15 protein-coding genes and 1 tRNA gene are annotated in these 17,170 nt (G+C 72.7%); 7 read left to right on the top strand and 9 right to left on the bottom strand.

The window, feature by feature from the left end:
• Nucleotides 1–10: 10 nt before the first annotated feature.
• A complete protein-coding gene (locus QSK20_RS11935; RefSeq protein ID WP_285788645.1) occupies nt 11–1,417 on the bottom strand; it encodes a M48 family metallopeptidase in 1,407 nt (468 codons plus the stop codon).
• A gap of 160 nt (nt 1,418–1,577) precedes the next feature.
• Here QSK20_RS11935 and QSK20_RS11930 point away from each other — a divergent pair, with 160 nt between their 5' ends.
• Nucleotides 1,578–4,157, top strand: a complete 2,580-nt coding sequence (locus QSK20_RS11930) for an ATP-binding protein (protein ID WP_285788644.1) — start codon at nt 1,578–1,580, stop codon at nt 4,155–4,157.
• 305 nt (nt 4,158–4,462) lie between these two features.
• Here QSK20_RS11930 and QSK20_RS11925 read toward each other — a convergent pair whose 3' ends face one another.
• Nucleotides 4,463–5,002: a MarR family winged helix-turn-helix transcriptional regulator gene (locus tag QSK20_RS11925; RefSeq protein ID WP_285788643.1), complete on the bottom strand. Its 540-nt coding sequence runs from the start codon at nt 5,000–5,002 to the stop codon at nt 4,463–4,465.
• Nucleotides 5,003–5,525: 523 nt separating this feature from the next.
• Here QSK20_RS11925 and QSK20_RS11920 point away from each other — a divergent pair.
• Nucleotides 5,526–7,004: a glutamate-cysteine ligase family protein gene (locus tag QSK20_RS11920; protein ID WP_285788642.1), complete on the top strand. Its 1,479-nt coding sequence runs from the start codon at nt 5,526–5,528 to the stop codon at nt 7,002–7,004.
• A gap of 9 nt (nt 7,005–7,013) precedes the next feature.
• On the opposite strand, the gene QSK20_RS11915 is transcribed toward QSK20_RS11920, so the two are convergent.
• Nucleotides 7,014–8,417 carry a hypothetical protein gene (locus tag QSK20_RS11915; RefSeq protein WP_285788641.1) on the bottom strand — a complete coding sequence of 468 codons (1,404 nt, stop codon included), beginning with the start codon at nt 8,415–8,417 and terminating at the stop codon, nt 7,014–7,016.
• A 132-nt stretch (nt 8,418–8,549) separates the two neighbouring features.
• Here QSK20_RS11915 and QSK20_RS11910 point away from each other — a divergent pair, with 132 nt between their 5' ends.
• On the top strand, nt 8,550–9,341 hold the full coding sequence (locus QSK20_RS11910) for a PASTA domain-containing protein (protein WP_285788640.1): 792 nt from the start codon (nt 8,550–8,552) through the stop codon (nt 9,339–9,341).
• Here the strand turns inward: QSK20_RS11910 and QSK20_RS11905 are convergent.
• Both QSK20_RS11905 and QSK20_RS11900 read right to left on the bottom strand, forming a co-directional pair.
• The gene (locus QSK20_RS11905) at nt 9,310–9,765 is read right to left on the bottom strand and encodes a hypothetical protein (protein ID WP_285788639.1); all 456 of its coding nucleotides are present in this window, start codon (nt 9,763–9,765) and stop codon (nt 9,310–9,312) included. The genes QSK20_RS11910 and QSK20_RS11905 overlap by 32 nt on opposite strands.
• Before the next feature lie 98 nt (nt 9,766–9,863).
• Nucleotides 9,864–10,151, bottom strand: coding sequence for a hypothetical protein (locus tag QSK20_RS11900; RefSeq protein WP_285788638.1), 288 nt, complete (start codon nt 10,149–10,151; stop codon nt 9,864–9,866).
• A gap of 701 nt (nt 10,152–10,852) precedes the next feature.
• Here QSK20_RS11900 and QSK20_RS11895 point away from each other — a divergent pair.
• The 3 genes from QSK20_RS11895 (at nt 10,853) to QSK20_RS11885 (ending at nt 12,595) form a co-directional block, all read left to right on the top strand.
• The gene (locus tag QSK20_RS11895; RefSeq protein WP_285788637.1) at nt 10,853–11,734 is read left to right on the top strand and encodes a helix-turn-helix domain-containing protein; all 882 of its coding nucleotides are present in this window, start codon (nt 10,853–10,855) and stop codon (nt 11,732–11,734) included.
• Nucleotides 11,704–11,925 (top strand): DUF397 domain-containing protein, encoded by a 222-nt coding sequence (locus tag QSK20_RS11890; RefSeq protein WP_285788636.1) that lies wholly within the window; start codon nt 11,704–11,706, stop codon nt 11,923–11,925. Before QSK20_RS11895 ends, QSK20_RS11890 begins: the two co-directional genes overlap by 31 nt.
• Nucleotides 11,926–12,187: 262 nt before the next feature.
• Complete coding sequence (locus tag QSK20_RS11885; protein WP_285788635.1) at nt 12,188–12,595, top strand: hypothetical protein; 408 nt, start codon at nt 12,188–12,190, stop codon at nt 12,593–12,595.
• Here the strand turns inward: QSK20_RS11885 and QSK20_RS11880 are convergent.
• A complete protein-coding gene (locus QSK20_RS11880) occupies nt 12,563–13,183 on the bottom strand; it encodes a hypothetical protein (RefSeq protein WP_285788634.1) in 621 nt (206 codons plus the stop codon). The two genes, QSK20_RS11885 and QSK20_RS11880, sit on opposite strands and share 33 nt — an antisense overlap.
• Before the next feature lie 210 nt (nt 13,184–13,393).
• On the opposite strand from QSK20_RS11880, the gene QSK20_RS11875 reads away from it, so the two are divergent.
• A complete protein-coding gene (locus tag QSK20_RS11875) occupies nt 13,394–14,947 on the top strand; it encodes a S8 family peptidase (RefSeq protein WP_285788633.1) in 1,554 nt (517 codons plus the stop codon).
• Nucleotides 14,948–15,002: 55 nt separating this feature from the next.
• Here QSK20_RS11875 and QSK20_RS11870 read toward each other — a convergent pair whose 3' ends face one another.
• From QSK20_RS11870 to QSK20_RS11860, 3 genes are all read right to left on the bottom strand, one after another.
• A complete protein-coding gene (locus tag QSK20_RS11870; RefSeq protein ID WP_285788632.1) occupies nt 15,003–15,806 on the bottom strand; it encodes a WecB/TagA/CpsF family glycosyltransferase in 804 nt (267 codons plus the stop codon).
• Nucleotides 15,803–16,876: an NAD-dependent epimerase/dehydratase family protein gene (locus QSK20_RS11865; RefSeq protein WP_285788631.1), complete on the bottom strand. Its 1,074-nt coding sequence runs from the start codon at nt 16,874–16,876 to the stop codon at nt 15,803–15,805. The genes QSK20_RS11870 and QSK20_RS11865 overlap by 4 nt, the downstream gene beginning before the upstream one ends.
• Nucleotides 16,877–16,988: 112 nt before the next feature.
• Nucleotides 16,989–17,074: transfer RNA gene (locus QSK20_RS11860), tRNA-Leu, on the bottom strand.
• Nucleotides 17,075–17,170 lie beyond the last annotated feature (96 nt).

The raw sequence follows: 17,170 nt of genomic DNA, 5'->3' as shown, positions 1-17,170 counted from the left end.
GAACGGCCCGCTACCGGCCGCCGCTGTCGGATGCGTACCAGCGCCGCAGGGCGGCCGGGTCCCGGCGCGTCGCCGCGAGCACGTCCCACGCGGAGACCCGTTCCCCCGTCGGGCCGCGCAGCACCCCGCGCACGGCCGGGTGCTCCAGTCGCCAGCCGCGCCGCAGCAGGTTCTCCTCGACCAGCCACACCAGGGCTTCGGGTGGATCGTCGACACCGGTAGGGTCTGCCGGCTCCTCCGACAGATCCGTGACGGGAACGTCCAGCGCCGCGGCCAGCACCTCCCGGGGCCGGCTCCAGACCACCTCGGTGACCTCGACGTCGTCGACCGGTTCCCGACCGAGCACGGCGGCGACGGCCGCCCGTACGCCCTGGGCGTCCTGTCGTGCCCGCCGTCGCCACCAGGACGTCGGCGCCTCCTCGAAGGTCGTCCAGCGGATGTACTGCGGGTACGGGATGCCGCGCAGTCGGCGTACCGTACGACGCTGTTCGCGTCGCGTCAGCGGAGCCACCGGCACGGCGTCGGGAGCGGGCCGGACCGACGGCGGTGAGATGCCGAGGGCGGTCAGCGGGCTCCCGAGCCGGGGATGCAGCCGGGCCAGGAGCGCCGCGTCGTCCCCGTCCCAGTCGGCCCGGTCCGGCCCCTCGGAGAGCATCCGTCGCCAACCGTCCGCGACGTCGCTGACGGACACCTCGTACAGCCGCCACCAGCGGCGCTCCGGCACCCCCGAGTCGGTGAGGAAGTCGTCGTACTCGTCGGCGACCATGTCGGCCAGCGTGAAGGCCCCGGCCGCGAGGTCGGCGTCACCGGCGGCGGCCACGGCCGCCTCGTCGGCGGTGCGCTGGACCTCGGCGGCGAAGGCGTCCAACCGTGTCCGCAGCGCGGCGGCCCGGCTCTGCCGCCGTCCCTGTGCGCCGGCCTCCTCCCGCACGCTGTCGGACCAGACGGCCAGCAGGTCGATCACGAGTCCGGGATGCCGGTGGCGCAGAAGCGCGAGCTGGTACCCGACCAGCGCCCGCAGCCGCGCCGGCGTGAGGCAGTCGAGCAGGGGCAGTCCGATCGACAGGTGCGAGCGACCGGCGACGACCTCGGCGGCGACCACCGGCTCGGCGGTCAGCCACACCCGGTCCGGTGGGCGGGTGCCGAGTCCGGCGGCGACCTGCTCGACCAGCGCGTACAACTCGGGCCGGTCCGGCCGGCCGACGGCCGCGCCGCGCGGGGCGACGCGTGCGGCGACCCACGAGAGGAGGCCGACGCCGACGACGACCGGCGCGGTGACGGGGACGACCGCCAGCAGCGCGACCAGCCAGGCGGCGAACCAGACCGTGCCGGAGCGACGGACCGTCAGCCACCGGCCCCACCACGTGCTCAACCCACCCGGCAACCGGTGCCGGCCACCGCGGCTCTCGATCACCATGAGCAGTATCCTGGGTACGCCGGGAGCGATGATCAACAGGTGGTCGGTCCGAGACCTCCGCTGATCAGATCAGTTCCACTGTCGGATATCCGGTGACCCTCGGTCGGCAGCACGACGGTCGGCTGTCGAACGTCGCACCCTGTCCGTACTCTTCCTGCCCATGACTCCCGATCATGGTCGTTCGCGGAGTTCGGCCGGGGACGCCGTCCTGCCGGCACTGCTGCGCGGGCACCGGCTCGCCGCCGGCCTCACCCAGGCCGAGCTGGCGACCCGGGCCGGAATCGGCGTACGCACCGTTCGTGACCTGGAGCGGGGCCGGTCGTCACGACCCCAGCGGACCACCGTCGACCTGCTCGCCGAGGCCCTGGCGCTGAGCGGTCCGGATCGGGCCGCCTTCCGCGCCGCCGCCCGTGGCCGCGTGCCGGCCGAACCGTCGGAACAGGCCGCCCCGTCGGCCACCGTGCTCCCGCCGGCCGGGACCGCTCCGGCCGCGGTCGCCCCGACGCCCTCCGTGCCGGTGGCCCGCTCCGGGGCCGAGGAGACCGACCCGCTCTGCGGACTGTCCGTGGACCTGCCGCCCCCGGTCGACCTGATCGGTCGGGCCCACGACCTCACCGAGCTGACCCGGCTGCTGTGCCGTGACCGGACCTCGTTGGTGAGTCTGGTGGGACTGGCCGGGGTCGGGAAGTCCGCACTCGCCCTGGCGGTCACCCGGCAGGTGGCCGACCGGTACCCCGGCGGAATCGCCGGCGTACTGGTCGGTGAGGGTTCCGACGCCGGTTGCGTGCTCTCCGCGGCGGCGGCGGTCTTCGGCGTCACCGGCCCGGCCGACCTCGTCGCCCGGCTCACCGGCGTTCCGGCTCTCCTGCTGGTGGATGCGGTGGAACGGGCGCCGGAGGCGGTGGCCGAGGCCCTGGACCAGCTGACCCGGGCCCTGCCCGAGCTGCGGGTGCTCGCCACCGGCCGGCACCCGGTCGGCCTGCCCGGTGAGCGGGTCTGGCCGGTGCCCCCGCTCGACGTGCCCCCGGACGACAAGACCGGCTCGGAACCAGAGGTCCTGGCCGGCTATCCGGCGGTACGGCTCTTCACCACCCGCCTGGCGCAGGTGCGCCGGGAGCCACCCGCCCCGGAGGAGTTGCCCGCCCTCGCCGCCCTGGTCCGTCGACTGGGCGGCCTGCCGCTGGCCATCGAGCTGATGGCGGCCCGGGGCCGGATCCTCGACCTGAACGAACTGCTCGACCGGTACGGCGACCGGGTCCTCGACCTGGCGCCCCCACCGCACCCCGGAGCGGCGGTCGCGGTGACCCTGCGGGAGGCGGTCGCCACCAGCTACCGCCTGCTGGCGCCGGACGAGCGGGCGGCACTGCGCCGCCTCGCCGCGTTCCGCAACCGGTGGTCCGTCGGGCTGGCCGAGGAGATGCTCGCCGGGGACGGCACGGAGCCGGCCGCCGACCCGGTCCCGTTGCTCGACCGTCTCCTCGAACTCGGCCTGCTGAGCGTCCGGGGCACCGGGTCGCTCCGGTTCCGGCTGCTCGACGCGGTGCGGGACTTCGCCAGCGAGCAGCTGGTGGCCGCCGGCGAGGAGACCGACGTGCGCCGCCGGCACGCGCAGATCGTCCTGCGGCTGGTGGCCCGTGCCGAACCGGAGCTGACCGGCCCCACGATGATCGGTGCGTTGCACCGGCTCGACGAGCTGACCAGTGACATCGTGGCCGCCCTCACCCACGCCTCCGGCGACGACCCGCACACCGCCCTTCGTCTGGCCGCGGGTCTGTCCCGCTGGCTGCGACTGCGCGGGCGGGACGGGGCGGGGCGGCAGTGGCTGCGCCGGCTGCTGGCCGATCCGCGCACCGCCGACGCGGAACCGGCGGTACGGGCGTCGGCGGCGCTCGCGCTGGCCCGGCTCACCGCCGTGCACGGTGTCGACCCGGTGGACGTCCCGGCGGCCCGGGACGCGCTCGCGGTCTTCCGAAGCCTCGGCGACGTGGCCGGGGAGCTGGACGCGCGGGGCGTCCTCTGCACGCTCCTGATCAGCGTCGGTGCGCACGACGAGGCCCGCGAAGAGGCGGAGGCCACGCTGGCGATGGCCCGGCGACACGACCGGCCACGTGACATGGCCGTCGCCCAGCGCAGCCTGGCCTGGCACGACGTCCGGTTCGGTGACCTGGCCGGGGCACGGCGACGGCTGGCTGCCGTGGACCGGTTGGCGGGTCAGTGCGGAGAGCAGCGGATCCGGGTGCTGGCCCGGACGGACCTGGCCGAGGTGGCCCGACTGGAGGGCCGGTACGCCGACGCGGTCGAGCACGGGCGGCGGGCTCTCGCGGCGCTCGTGGAACTCGGCGAGCCGGGGCACCGCCGCCGCGCGCTGGGCACGGTGGGGCTCGCGCTCGCGCAGGACGGGCGGTTCGCCGAGGCGGGCGAGGTGCTGGCGGAACTCCGGGCGACCGTCCCGGCGCAGTGGGGTCCCGACCGCGTCGAGGACGGCTTCTCCGCGCTCCTGGAGGCGACCATCGCGCTGCACCGGGGCGACCGGGACGTGGCGGCGGAGTGGTTCGCGGCGGCGGCGGAGGCGGTCGGCCGGGGCCGGCGCGGTGCCGTGGAGGCGCTGGTCGGGCTGGCGGCGAGCACCGCCGACGGCGCACTGCTCGACCGGCTCGACGCGGTCTGTCAGGAGGGCGGGATCCGGCTGCTGCCGCAGGAGGAGGCTCTGCTCTACGCCCTGACGGTGGCCCGTTACTGAACCTGGGCCCGCTGCCGGCCCGTCCGGTGTCCGGTCGTCGGGTGGTGTCGGGTGGTGTCGGGTGGTGTCCGTGGTCGGTGGTCGTCCGGGAAGGCGCGAGCGAAGAAGCCCCCTTTGTGGTGCTACCCCTCGCTCATCGCTCGCGCCGTCACCCCCCGGTATCCCCGCTGAGGGAAGGTTAGCGGGCACCCTTCGACGCGGTTGTCCATTTCCTCCGGGAACATGGTGGGCGTCGGTCAATTCTGCCGGTCGTTCTGCCGGTGCGCGCCCCCGCTGCCACCGACCGTGCGACCGCCGCAGTTCCGCTAGCGCCGCCGCCCGGAACGGACGACGGAATGCTCCGAATCCGCCGTTTCCTCGTTGCCGGTATCGGCGGCCTGGCTGCCTGCGATGGCACCCGGGTGCACCGCGTCGCGGACCTTGCGGAGGGCGTGCAGCAGCGCCTCCAGTTCCTGCGGTTCGAGCTGACCGGTGAACCACTGCTCGATGATCTTCAAATGGCCGGGCAGGGTCTCGTTGAGCCGGTCCAGGCCCGACCGGGTCACCACCGCGTACGAGCTGCGACGATCGGAGGGGCAGGCCCGGCGGCAGAGCAGACCGTCCCGTTCCATGCGGTCCACCACCCGGGTCACACCGCTGGTCGACAGCGAGGTCTGTGCGGCCAGATCGGTCATCCTCAGCTGGTTTCCCGGGGACCGGGCGAGTCGGGTGAGCACTTCGAATTCGACAGCGGAAAGGCCGTTTTCCTCGTATTGCGTGGCGAATCGGGTCGACAGGCCGGCATGTGCCTCGACGAGAAGGCCGACGGCGGTGATCCGGGGGTCGTCGAAGACGTTCTTGGTCACTCGGGCATCCTATCAGTCATTGACTAGGAGAATTTTGTGTAGCGGATAGCTGTTAATGCAATTAACTGGCCGGGCGGTCGGGCTGGCGATCCGAGCGTCGGCACCCCGCTGGACGCCCGGGGGCGGCCATTTCGTCGCGCGACACCACCATGCTGGACCAAGGTCACAAGTGGATCGTGTTTCGCTGGTCGGGTGCGACCGGGCGGAACCTCTCGGGCGACTCCAAGGCATCAATGTCCGTGAATAGGCGGTAGGGTGACCGTACCGGAGGGCCGGGTAAGGTGCGGCGGGGCGGGTGCGATTTGTCACGGGTTGTTCGTTGATCGTCCTGTGCCGTACCGACCGGAACCGGGTAGGGATACGGCGGACGCCTTCCCGCCGGGCCAGGGCGGCGACCCGTGCCGATCACGGGTCGCAACCGCTGGTGCCGGTGTGGGCAGCGCTCCTAACGTGGAACTTCACAACGCGCCGTCGCCGGCCGTCCCTCGGACCGGGTCGACTGCGCCTCGCGCCGGGAGGACAGATGGGCAGAGACGTCGCGCAGGGCGCCTTCTCCCGAGAGGACCGGGTCCGCTACCGGCAGAAGGTCCGACGATGTCTGGACGTGTTCGCGCTGATGCTCGACGACTTCGGCTTCGACGCGGACCGTCCGATGACCGGACTGGAGATCGAACTCAACCTGGTCGACTCGGCGGCGGAGCCGGCGATGCGGAACGACCAGATCCTCGCCGACATCGCCGACCCGCTGTTCCAGACCGAGCTGGGCCGCTTCAACCTGGAACTCAACGCCAACCCCCGGCTGATCGGCGGGCAGGGCTTCACCGAGTACGAGAAGGACCTGCGGGGCAGCCTGGACCGGGCCGGTGAACGGGCGGCGGCATCCGACGCCACCATCGTCATGGTCGGGATCCTGCCGACCCTGACCGAGCGGCACCTGGTGGCCGACAATCTCTCCACCGACGAGCGCTACCGGGTGCTCAACGCCCAGATCGTGGGGGCCCGGGGCGAGGACATCGAACTCGACATCCGGGGTGTGGAGCGGTTGCAGACCCACACCGACTCGATCGCCCCGGAGGCGGCCTGCACCAGCCTCCAGTTCCACCTCCAGGTCGCCCCGGACAGCTTCGCCGACTACTGGAACGCCTCCCAGGCCATCGCCGGGGTCCAGGTCGCGGTCGGGGCGAACTCGCCCTACCTGTACGGCCGCCAACTGTGGGCGGAGACCAGGATCGCCCTCTTCGAGCAGGCCACCGACACCCGGCCGGACGAACTGAAGGCCCAGGGGGTACGCCCCCGGGTGTGGTTCGGTGAACGGTGGGTGACCTCGATCTTCGACCTGTTCGAGGAGAACGTCCGGTACTTTCCGCCGCTGCTGCCGATCTGCGACGACGAGGACCCGGTCGACGTGCTGCACACCGGTGGGGTCCCCGAGCTGAGCGAGCTGCGGCTGCACAACGGCACCGTCTACCGCTGGAACCGCCCGGTGTACGACATCATGGACGGCCGGCCACACCTACGGGTCGAGAACCGGGTGCTGCCCGCCGGTCCCACGGTGGTGGACATGCTGGCCAACGCCGCCTTCTACTTCGGGCTCGCCCGCGGCCTCGCCGAGTCCGACCGTCCCATCTGGAGCCAGCTCACGTTCAGCTCGGCCGAGGAGAACTTCCACGCCGCCGCGCGGCGCGGCATGGGCGCGGTGCTGCACTGGCCACGCCTGGGCGAGGTGCCGGTGAGCCAGCTGGTGCTCGACGTGCTGCTGCCGAAGGCGGCAACCGGCCTGGACCGGTTCGGTGTCGAGCCGGCGGAGCGCGACCGGCTGCTCGGCATCATCGAGCAGCGCTGCCGGACCGGCCGTAACGGTGCGGTCTGGCAGACCGAGACGGTCTGGGCGGCGGAGCGGCACCGGGGCATGGACCGCGACGCGGCCCTGCACCACATGGTCCGGCGCTACGCCGAACTGCAACGCACCAACGAGCCGGTGCACACCTGGCCGGTCGACTGAGGCCGCCGGTCAGTCGCGGGGCCGCCGGGCCGCGGCCCGGCGGCCCCGCGCCCGGGGCTCCGTAGCCGCTCCGGCGGCGGGTGAGGTTCGGGAGTCGTCGTCCGGTCCGGCCGGACCGGGTTCGACGACGGACCCGTCGGGGGCGTCGGTCGGCCCGGTCGTCCCGGTGCCGGACTCCGCGTCCGTGGTCGGCTCCTCCCGGCGCTGCCGGGGCACTCTCGACGTCGACCGGTTGGCACGACGGCGCGGCGGGCCGGCGTCGGCAGCCGGGTCGGCGGGGGCGCCCGCTCCGGCCCCGGTGGCACTGGCGTCGACCTCGGCGGCATCCGGAGCAGAGCTGCCCGGAGTTGCGCCGTCGGCGGGAAGCGCGGTGCCGGCGACCGGAGACGTCTCGACACCCTCTGCCGACGTGGTGCCCACCTCGACAGCGGTCGCGTCGATGGTGGCCACGGCATCGGTCGTTGCGACGTCGGCAGCCGTGGCACCGGTCGCGTCGGCGCTCGCGGGGCTGGTTGCCGCGTCCCGTCGCTGGGCCAGGGCGGCGACCAGGACCGAGCCGGCGATGCCGGTGACCACCGCGTACGCGGCGACGAACTGCGCGGTGAGTTGCTCGGCGCGCAGTTCGGGCAGTCGGGGGACGGTCAGCAGGTAGGCGACGGCGACCAGGAGCGGCCCCGCCGCCCCGGAGGCCGCCGCCCCGACGCGTCGGTACGTCGACCGGGCGGCCCGCCGCGCCGCCAGCGCGCCGACGACCAGGGCCGAGCCGAGCGACAGCACCACCGCCAGCCAGGAGAGGTGGTCACCGGCGAGGATGCCCGGCCGGTCGGTGGCGGGCTGCCAGAACCCGAGTTGGGCGCTGGCCATCCCGCGACCCGCGAGCACCCCGTCGACGACCGCGACCACCGCGAGCGTCCAGAGCCAGCCGATGCTGGCGAAGATGTTGGCCGCCGCCGGGGGCGAGCGTTGGGCCCAGATCGCGACGAGGAACCCGACCAGCAGACCCGCCCCGGTGTACGCGGCGGCCATGGTCTGCGGCGTGGTCGTGTCGGTCAGGACGGCGGCGCGGGCCGGTACCGCCACGAGCAGCACGGTGACCAGCGCGCCGAGAGCGGCGGCCAGGGCGGACAGGACCCCGCCCGGACGACGGCGGTTCCGGGCATGGGCACCGGCGGTGGGCCGTCGGGCCAGGCGGCCCGCCCCGACCGCTCCGGCGATGGTCGAGGTGGCCGCGATCCAGGTGGCCCAGCCCAGGCTCGCCGCCCAGAGCGTCGCGGGCGCTCCGCCGGCTCCCGGGTCCGGGGGCGTCCAGCTGATGATGCCCAGCCCGTACCCGAAGCCGAGTTGGGCGGCACCCGTACCGGCGGCGATACCGAACGCGGTCGCCGGCGTTCCTCCCCAGCCCCGTACGGCCATGCCGGGCAGCGTAACGTCCCGCGGCCCGTCCGGCGACCTGTCGTACCCCCACCTTTCGCGACTTGTCGGCGTTAAGCAGTTAGTTCGAGGTGTTGCGGGCCGGATGTCCCGCCCCGCCGGGAAGGACGTGCCATGGGCGACGACCGTCAGGAGCCGTGGACCGGGAAGGTCCCCGAGAATGGTTCACGACCGTCGGACGGCCCCCCGGGGCGTCGTCGCAACGGCACGGAGGGGGCACCGGCGGGGCACCGGGAGTCGATGGCGGGACCGTCGACGTTCGCCGGGGGACCGGTCCGGGCGCGACCGCCGACCGCCGCCTGGTCCGGTCGGGCCGAGGTTCCGCCGCCGAGGTCGGCCCGGCACCCGGAGGCCCCGGGCGAGTGGTACGTCGAGGAGCCGGGCGACCGACGATGGTGGATGCCGATCCTGGTCGCCTCGGTGGCGCTGGCCGTCCTCGCCATGCTGGGTGTCGGCCTGTGGCTGATCGTCCGGAGCGGAACGGCCCCGCCGGCGCCGTTACCCTCACCCAGCGCGGTGCCGACGACGGCCGGACCGACGACGCCGTCGGGCACCCGGGCGGCGACCAGTCCGGCCCGGGTTCCCATGCCGGACCTGGTGGGGCGGCCCCGGTCGGTGGCCGAGGCCACGCTGGACCGGTTGGGACTGGGGTACCGGTCGGAGTTGCGCCGATCGGACCGGCCGTCCGGGACGGTGATCGGGACCGAGCCGCGGGCGGGCGAACGCGTGCCGGTCGGTACGGACGTCACCCTGGTCGTCTCCGAGGGGGGCGGGCCGTCCCGTCCGTCGGGTGCCTCGCCGACGCCGGACCGGACGCCGACTCCCACACCGAGGGCCAGCCGCACTCCGACCGCCGGCGCGACCGGCCGGGCGGTCACCACATCCGGCGGCGCGACCCCACCATGACCAGGCCGGTCAGCGAGATGGTCAGCCCGAGCAGACCGGAGAGGACCAGGGAGCGGTGGAGGGTCTCCGCCGCGTCGCCCGGCGCGCCCGGTCCGGCGTCCCGTGCCCGAGCCAGGGGGCTGGGCCCGGTGGCCGGGCCGTCCGGCGGCTCCGAGCCGACGGCCGGGAAGGAGGCGTCCATCCGTTGCCCCCCACCCGTCCCGGGCCGACTGCCCTTCGGGTCGAGGTGTCCGCCGTCGACCGCCGGGGGTACGCCGTACGCGGACGGAACCGGCGGGGCGGTCGGTCGGGTGGTGGAGTGGGCCGGGACCCGGACCACGACCACGAGCGCGGTCACGGTGCCGATCAGGACGAGCAGGCCGACGGTGTAGCTGACGTGGGACAGGGAACGTCGACGGACAGCGGTGCGGTTCAGCATGGTCATCCCAGGGTCAGGGTCCGGGACGTGCGGGGTTCCACCTGCCGGGGTGGGCCCGTCCAGTCTATCGGCGCTGCCCATCCCGTACCCCGGAAACGCGCAGCTCAGCCCACCCGGACCGGGGTCCGGGCCGCTGGCCGTCGGGCGGTCCGGACGGTGTGCGGCCGGGGGTCGGGCGCGGCCTGCACCCGCACCAGGCCGGCGCGCTGCACGAAGATCGACCTTCGGCTGACCGCGTCCCCCGCCGCGTTCAGTTCGTAGCCGTCGAGCCAGAGCCAGCCGTCGAAGGCGGGCCAGTCCAACACACGGATCACGCGGAACAGAATCGACCGGCGAAACTGCACACTCGCCGCACGAGTCACGTGCAGTACGTCACCAGAGCGGGGAAGCACATCGGCTCCTGTGAGGGATCGGCCGGCGAACGGGCCGGCGGGGAGGCATGAACGGGAGGCCGGCCCGGACGCGGTGGTGCCGCTGGGGCGGACCGGCATGGTGAGGTGGGCTGGTCGGGCCGATTCGCGGTGGCGACTCGCGCCCGACCAACACCCGGGTGCTTCCGGTTACCGCTCCCGCCGCCGAAGCCGACAGGCGTCCAGCGGCGAGGTCCTAACCCCGGAGGCGGTTCTGTTTGTCCTGGTCGGGTGGGATCCGTCTCGTCCGTCCGCGACGCATCGACCGCGCTGCGGAGCCAGATCGAAACGGTGAGTAACCCGAGCCATGCGGACAGACTGCACCAGTGGCCGGAGACATGCAAGTTGCACGTCGACTTTTGCCAATACCTGAACGCTCGGACCGCCGGGGCGCCCTCGATCGTCGACGCTTGATGCCGTGGTCAGGGAACCGGCACACTGGACGCCGGTTTTTTGCCGCCGCGGCCGGCTGATGACCGCAACCATCCCCTGCCGCGAACGATCGCCCGCCGGTCGACGGTCGCGCCCTCGGCGGGCGAGCCAGTGCGGGCGCGATCGACCGGAGGTACCCCGGTGAGCGCGAGAAGTGCTTGCGAGCCCCGACGCCGTACGACGTGGACCGGGACACCGCGTCGACGGAGCGAGTCGGCGGGGCGTACGGCAGTGGGAGAGGGGGCGACCCGGTGAGTGAGCGCCGGAGTCCCACGATCCGGCGTCGGCGGCTCGGCGCGGAACTGCGCCGGTTGCGGGAGGGTGCGGGGATCACCATCGAGGCGGTGGCCGACCGGTTGGAGTGCTCGGCGTCGAAGGTCTCGCGCATCGAGACCGGCCACACCTCGGTCACCCCACGCGACGTGCGGGACATGCTCGCGATCTACGGGGTGTCGGAGGCCGAGAGCGAGGAACTGGTGCAGATCGCCCGGGAGGCGCGCCAGCGGGGCTGGTGGCACCCGTACAGTTCGGTGCTCTCCGGGGCGTACGTCGGGCTGGAGGACGCCGCCGGGTCCATGCGGGCGTACGAGCAGCAGGTGGTGCCGGGGCTGCTCCAGACCGCCGACTACGCCAAAGCCATGATCGAACTCGCCCGCCCGGACATGCCCGCCGAAGAGGTGGACCAACGGGTGCGTGTCCGTTCCAACCGCCAGTCGTTACTGACCCAGGACGTTCCGATCGATCTTTGGGTGGTGCTCGATGAGGCGGTGGTGAGCCGGCCGGTGGGCAGTGACGAGGTGATGCGTGCGCAGATGGCCCGGCTGGTGGAACTGGCCGAGCTGCCGAACGTCACCATCCAGGTGCTGCCCTTCCACGTCGGGGCTCATGCGGCCATGGACGGCTCGTTCACGATCCTCGACTTCCCCGAGCCCGGTGATCCGGATGTGGTGTACGCGGAGAACGCCACGGGCGGGCTCTTCCTCGAGAAGAGCGACGAGCTTCAGCGCTACAACTACATCTTCGACCAGATTCGAACCCAGGCCATGCGACCGGAGGCGTCCATCGCACACATCGCAGAACTGGCAGAGGAGCCGTTGTGGAAATGGCGACCAAGAGGGTCCTCGCGGACCTGACGCACGCATCGTGGTTCAAGAGCTCGCGCAGCGGGCCGAACTGCGACAACTGCGTGGAGGTGGCGTTCGTGACCGGGGCGGTCGGGGTCCGCGACTCGAAGGATCCGACCGGGCCTGCCCTGGTGTTCGCCCCCGGTGACTGGCTCGCCTTCGTCGGCGGCACCAGGCGTGAGGCGTTCGACCGCGGCTGAACGGCCTGGCGTGGCGGCGGTGGAGGACCGGCTCCGGTCGAGTCTCCACCGCCGCCCGGTGTGACAGTGCGGCGCGGTTCCCCGCACCGGCGACCGGCCGGGACGGGGGCCGCGCCCTCGTCATGTCCGCAGTGGATCCGGGTCCCGCGACGGTGTCCCGGAACCCGTCGCCACTTCCGTCCCACCTCGTTGTACCTCTCGTCATCGGCCGGCCGAGTGGTCGGCCAGGGCGGATCCGCAACCGAGCGAGGCAGGTGGACGGATGACGACGATCGGATCAGAGAACCTCACCAACGGGCCGGGCAAGCCGGAACGGTTCGGCGGCAAGTACCGTGGCGCCCGCCGGGACACCGTCCTGACCGAGGTGGTCTCCACCGAGCCCGACCTGGGGAGCCGGGAGAGCGGCAGCGCCGTCCCACCCGACCAGGCCGGGCCGCTGTCCCTGCCGTCGTTGGACACCAACCCGCTCACCGAGCCGTCGTTCCCGCCGACCGGGTGGCCGGTCGAGCCCAGCGAGGCGCTGGCGGATCACCCGCTCCTGCGCGGCCTGCTGCTGGAACTTCCGCCCCGGGGCAGCGTGCCGCCGCCCGGCTGGTTGGACCGCTGGTTCGAGGCGACCCGGGCGATCCTGGAGCTGCTATACGTGCAGGGTGGCGGTCGCGGGCGCTGAACCCGTAGCGGCCGGTGTGGCCGGTCCGCCGGTGCCGGGCAACGCCCGGGTGGCGAGTCGACTGTGCCGCAGCGCGTGCCGTACCCCGATCACCGCGATGCCGAGCAGGCCCAGGGCGAGGACCGGACCGGCGAGGGTGCCGGCGTCCGGTCCGGCACCGCCGGTGGCGACCACGGCCGGCACCATCGCCAGACCGGTGACCTGGAGGGGGAGCCCGACCAGTGGATGGGCCGCGTGGGCCCGCAGGCGGGGCGGCACGGGCACCCGGGGAGCGGTGGCGAACGCGCCGGCACCGGCCCGGAGCCGGTGCAGCCGGCGTACGGTGCTGCCGGCGACGACCAGCGCGGGCAGCACCGCCAGCGTGAGCCCGGCGGCGGCCCGGTCGGCCCGGGTGGGGCCGGCGGTGCCCAGGCCGACGAGCGCGACCGATGCCATCAGGCCGAGGCCGGACAGGCTCAGGACGATCAGCCACCCGGTACGCCGACGGAGGGTGTGGACCCGGTCCAGCCGGGGCAGCCCGTCGGCGACCAGGCCGGCGGCGACCCAGACCGCCGCGACGGGCAGGAGGGCGACGAGGTGGCTGTCCATACCGGACAGCCTTTCCCGTTCCGCGGTCCGCCGAATCCGGTTCGCCCCGGGTTTCGTCAGAAGGATTACCCGTAGGGGTCATCCGGTCACGGTATGGATACTTCGATATGTTTCATTGGGCGAGGGTGGCGGCCTAGCCTCAGCTTGATCGGCGATCTTCTATCTCCCCGAATGGGGGGACGGTGTGCCGATCGGAGGGGAGGTAGGGAGATGCGTCTCCCACGCAGGTCGATTCTGGTCGGGGTGGCTGCCGTGTCGATGGCGGCGACCGCCACGCCGGCCCTGGCAGCCGAGCCGGTCGGCAACATCCTGAAGGCCGGCGGGGCCACCGCCGTGGCCGACAGCTACATCGTCGTGTTCAAGGATGCGATGGTCGCGCAGACCACGGTGCGTGACACCGCCACGCGGCTGGTCGGCAAGCACGGCGGTCAGGTCGCCCGGACCTACAGCGCCGCGCTGCGCGGCTTCGAGGTCCGGGTCGACGCGAAGACCGCGGCGCGGATCGCGGCGGACCCCGCCGTCGCGTACGTCGAGCAGAACCACACGGTCAGCATCGCCGCCACCCAGGCGCCGACGCCGTCCTGGGGCCTGGACCGGTCCGACCAGCGGGCGCTGCCGCTGGACAACTCGTACACGTACCCCGGCACGGCGGACAACGTCACGGCGTACATCATCGACACCGGCATCCGGACCACCCACAGTGACTTCGGCGGCCGGGCGACCTGGGGCACCAACACGGTCGACAGCAACAACACCGACTGCAACGGGCACGGCACGCACGTCGCCGGCACCGTCGGCGGCACGGCGTACGGCATCGCCAAGGGTGTCGACCTGGTCGCCGTCAAGGTGCTCAACTGCCAGGGCAGCGGCACCAACGCCGGGGTCATCGGCGGCGTGGACTGGGTGACCGCGAACGCGCAGAAGCCGGCCGTGGCGAACATGAGCCTCGGTGGCGGCGCGAACGCGACGCTCGACACCGCGGTCCGCAACTCGATCGCCTCGGGCGTGACCTACGGTCTGGCCGCCGGCAACAGCAACAACGACGCCTGCACCGGCTCGCCGGGCCGTACCGCCGAGGGCATCACGGTCGGCTCGACGACCAACACCGACGCCCGGTCGTCGTTCTCGAGCTTCGGCACCTGCCTGGACATCTTCGCGCCGGGCTCGTCGATCGTCTCGGCCTGGAACACCAGCGACACCGCCACCAACAACATCAGCGGCACCTCGATGGCGACCCCGCACGTGGTCGGCGCGGCGGCCCTGGTGGTCGGGGCCAACCCGACCTGGAGCCCGCAGCAGGTCCGGGACAAGCTGGTCAACGACGCCACCAACGGCGTGGTGACCAACCCGGGCGCCGGCTCCCCGAACAAGCTGCTCTACGTCGGTGAGGGTGGCGGCGGCCCCGTCGACCCGCCCACCGGCTGCACCGTCACCAACGACACCGACGTGGCCATCCCGGACCCGGGCACGGCGACCAGCTCGATCACCATCGCCGGCTGCGACCGGGCCGCCTCGGCCAGCTCGACCGTCGCGGTGAACATCGCGCACACCTTCCGGGGTGACCTGATCATCGACCTGATCGCTCCGGACGGCACCGCGTACCGGCTGAAGAACAGCAGCTTCTTCGACGGGGCGGACAACGTCGTCGCCACCTACACCACGAACCTGTCGAGCGAGGCGGCGAACGGCACCTGGAAGCTCCAGGTGCGGGACGCCTTCCGCAACGACAGCGGCACCATCAACACCTGGACGCTGACCGTCTAGGCGTCACCACCGCAGGGGCCCCTCCGACCGGAGGGGCCCCTCGCGTGTGCGTCGGTCAGACCGCGAAGCTCGACGGGCGTTCGTTGGCCGGTGCCGGCGGCCGGGCCTTCCACAGGCCGGTCTTCTGGGCCGCGAGCCGACCCAGGTAGGCGGGGTTGAGGATGACGTACCGCTTCCAGAGCCGCTTCGGCTCCAGCCCCAGCCGCCAGAACCACTCCAGCCCGGCCCGCTGCATCCACGGCGGCGGCGTGCGCAGCAGCCCGGCGTGGTAGTCGAAGGCCGCGCCGACCGCCATCATCGGCATGTCCAGCAGCGGACGCATGGCGTACGTGAAGATCTCCTGACGCGGGCAGCCCAGCCCGACCAGGACGAGCCGGGCCCCGCTGGCCCGGATCCGGTCGGCGATCTCGACGTCCTCGCCCGGCTGCACCTGACGGAACTTCGACGGTTCCACCCCGGCGAGCTTCAGGTCGGGGAACATCCGTTCCAGCGCCGGGATGAGGCGGCCGAGGGTCTCCTCGGTCGAGCCGTACAGGTAGACCGGCAGCCCCTCGGCCGCGAAGCGGGCCAGCACGTGCAGGGTGAGCTGCGGGCCGTAGACCCGGTCGGTGAGGCCCGCGGAGTGCAGCAGGTTGAGCGCCCAGCGCACCGGCTGGCCGTCCGGGGTGACCACGTCGAAGGAGTTCAGCCGGGCGTTGTGCGCCGGGTCGAGGACGCCGGTCATCACGCCGTGCACGGCCAGCGCGGTGAGCGCCAGCGGCCGCCGCTCGTGGGCGGCCCGGACCACCTCCTCGGTGGCGGCGGCGTAGTCGGTGGCGTCCACCAGGACGCCGAGCACGTTGCGCTTGCGCGAGGTCATGACTGCGGCACCCACTTCTCGACGTTGGCCTCGTGGATCTCGCGGAGGATCATCGGTACGTCGTAGACCTGCTTCCAGTCCGGGTAGTCCCGCTGGAACGCCTCGTTCGACCCGATCCACCACTTGTGGTCGCCGACCCGGTTCTCCTCGACGTACTCGGTGATCATCTCCTGGCCGGTGATCTGCTCGGCCAGCGCGAACGCCTCCAGGTGCGAGGTGTTCGAGTGCCGGCCGCCGCCGAGGTTGTACACCGCCGCCGAGCGGGGGGCGCGGAAGAACGCCTCGAACGCCGAGACCACGTCCGAGCTGTGGATGGCGTCGCGCACCATCTTGCCCTGGTAGCCGAAGATCTTGTACGTCCGGCGTTCCATGTTGCAGCGCATCACGTACGCCAGGAAGCCGTGCAGCTCGGTGGCGGAGTGCGCCGGGCCGGTCAGCGTGCCGCCTCGGAAGCAGGCGGTCCTCATGTCGAAGTAGCGGCCGTACTCCTGCACCATCACGTCGGCGGCGACCTTGGACGCGCCGAAGATCGAGTGCAGGCAGGCGTCGATCGACATGTCCTCCCGGATGCCCTGCTCGTACGGGTGGCCCGGCTCGATCTCCCAGCGCGTCTCCCGCTCGACCAGGGGCAGGCTGTTCGGCCGGTCGCCGTAGACCTTGTTGGTCGAGCAGTGGATCACCGGGGCGTCGATGCAGTGTTCCCGGACGTTCTGCAGCACGTTGAGCGTGCCCGCCGCGTTGACGTCGAAGTCGGTGAACGGATCACGCACCGCCCAGTCGTGCGAGGGCTGCGCGGCGGTGTGGATCACCACGGCCACGTCGCGGCCGTACCGGCGGAACAGCGCCGCCAGCGCGTCCCGGTCCCGGATGTCGATGCCGTGGTGCGAGTACGCCGCGCCCAGCTCGTCGGCGAGCCGGCGGACGTTCCACGCGGTGGACGCCTCGGCGCCGAAGAACTCCTGCCGCATGTCGTTGTCGATGCCGACGACGTCGAGGCCGAGACCGGCGAAGTGCCGAACCGCCTCCGAGCCGATCAGACCGCCCGAACCGGTCACCACCGCGACACTCACACGCCACTCCACGGGTCATAAGGGGGCAGACAAACCACCGGAGCATAACGTGACAGTCTGTGCCGCCCCGTAGACGCGGCGAGGGCCCCGCTGCTGCGGAGCCCTCGACTTATGGTGGGGAAGGAGGGAGTTGAACCCTCACGCCCTTTCGGGCACACGGACCTGAACCGTGCGCGTCTGCCATTCCGCCACTTCCCCGTGGCATGACCCGGATCACTGTAATGCGTGCCGCCCTCGTTGTTGCCAGTGGGGGTGGCGCGAACATCGTACGTGCTCCCGGCCGTTGCCGCGATC

Source organism: Micromonospora sp. NBRC 101691, assembly GCF_030269285.1.
GTDB lineage: Bacteria > Actinomycetota > Actinomycetes > Mycobacteriales > Micromonosporaceae > Micromonospora > Micromonospora echinospora.
The sequence above is the reverse complement of the archived record's forward strand: the minus strand, read 5'-3'. Positions and strand labels throughout refer to the sequence as shown.

Coding starts and splice junctions, on each gene's coding strand:
- QSK20_RS11935 (WP_285788645.1), bottom strand. CDS start 1,417: ATGGTGATCGAGAGCCGCGGTGGCCGGCACCGGTTGCCGGGTGGGTTG.
- QSK20_RS11930 (WP_285788644.1), top strand. CDS start 1,578: ATGACTCCCGATCATGGTCGTTCGCGGAGTTCGGCCGGGGACGCCGTC.
- QSK20_RS11920 (WP_285788642.1), top strand. CDS start 5,526: ATGGGCAGAGACGTCGCGCAGGGCGCCTTCTCCCGAGAGGACCGGGTC.
- QSK20_RS11915 (WP_285788641.1), bottom strand. CDS start 8,417: ATGGCCGTACGGGGCTGGGGAGGAACGCCGGCGACCGCGTTCGGTATC.
- QSK20_RS11910 (WP_285788640.1), top strand. CDS start 8,550: ATGGGCGACGACCGTCAGGAGCCGTGGACCGGGAAGGTCCCCGAGAAT.
- QSK20_RS11905 (WP_285788639.1), bottom strand. CDS start 9,765: ATGACCATGCTGAACCGCACCGCTGTCCGTCGACGTTCCCTGTCCCAC.
- QSK20_RS11890 (WP_285788636.1), top strand. CDS start 11,704: ATGGCGACCAAGAGGGTCCTCGCGGACCTGACGCACGCATCGTGGTTC.
- QSK20_RS11885 (WP_285788635.1), top strand. CDS start 12,188: ATGACGACGATCGGATCAGAGAACCTCACCAACGGGCCGGGCAAGCCG.
- QSK20_RS11880 (WP_285788634.1), bottom strand. CDS start 13,183: ATGGACAGCCACCTCGTCGCCCTCCTGCCCGTCGCGGCGGTCTGGGTC.
- QSK20_RS11875 (WP_285788633.1), top strand. CDS start 13,394: ATGCGTCTCCCACGCAGGTCGATTCTGGTCGGGGTGGCTGCCGTGTCG.
- QSK20_RS11870 (WP_285788632.1), bottom strand. CDS start 15,806: ATGACCTCGCGCAAGCGCAACGTGCTCGGCGTCCTGGTGGACGCCACC.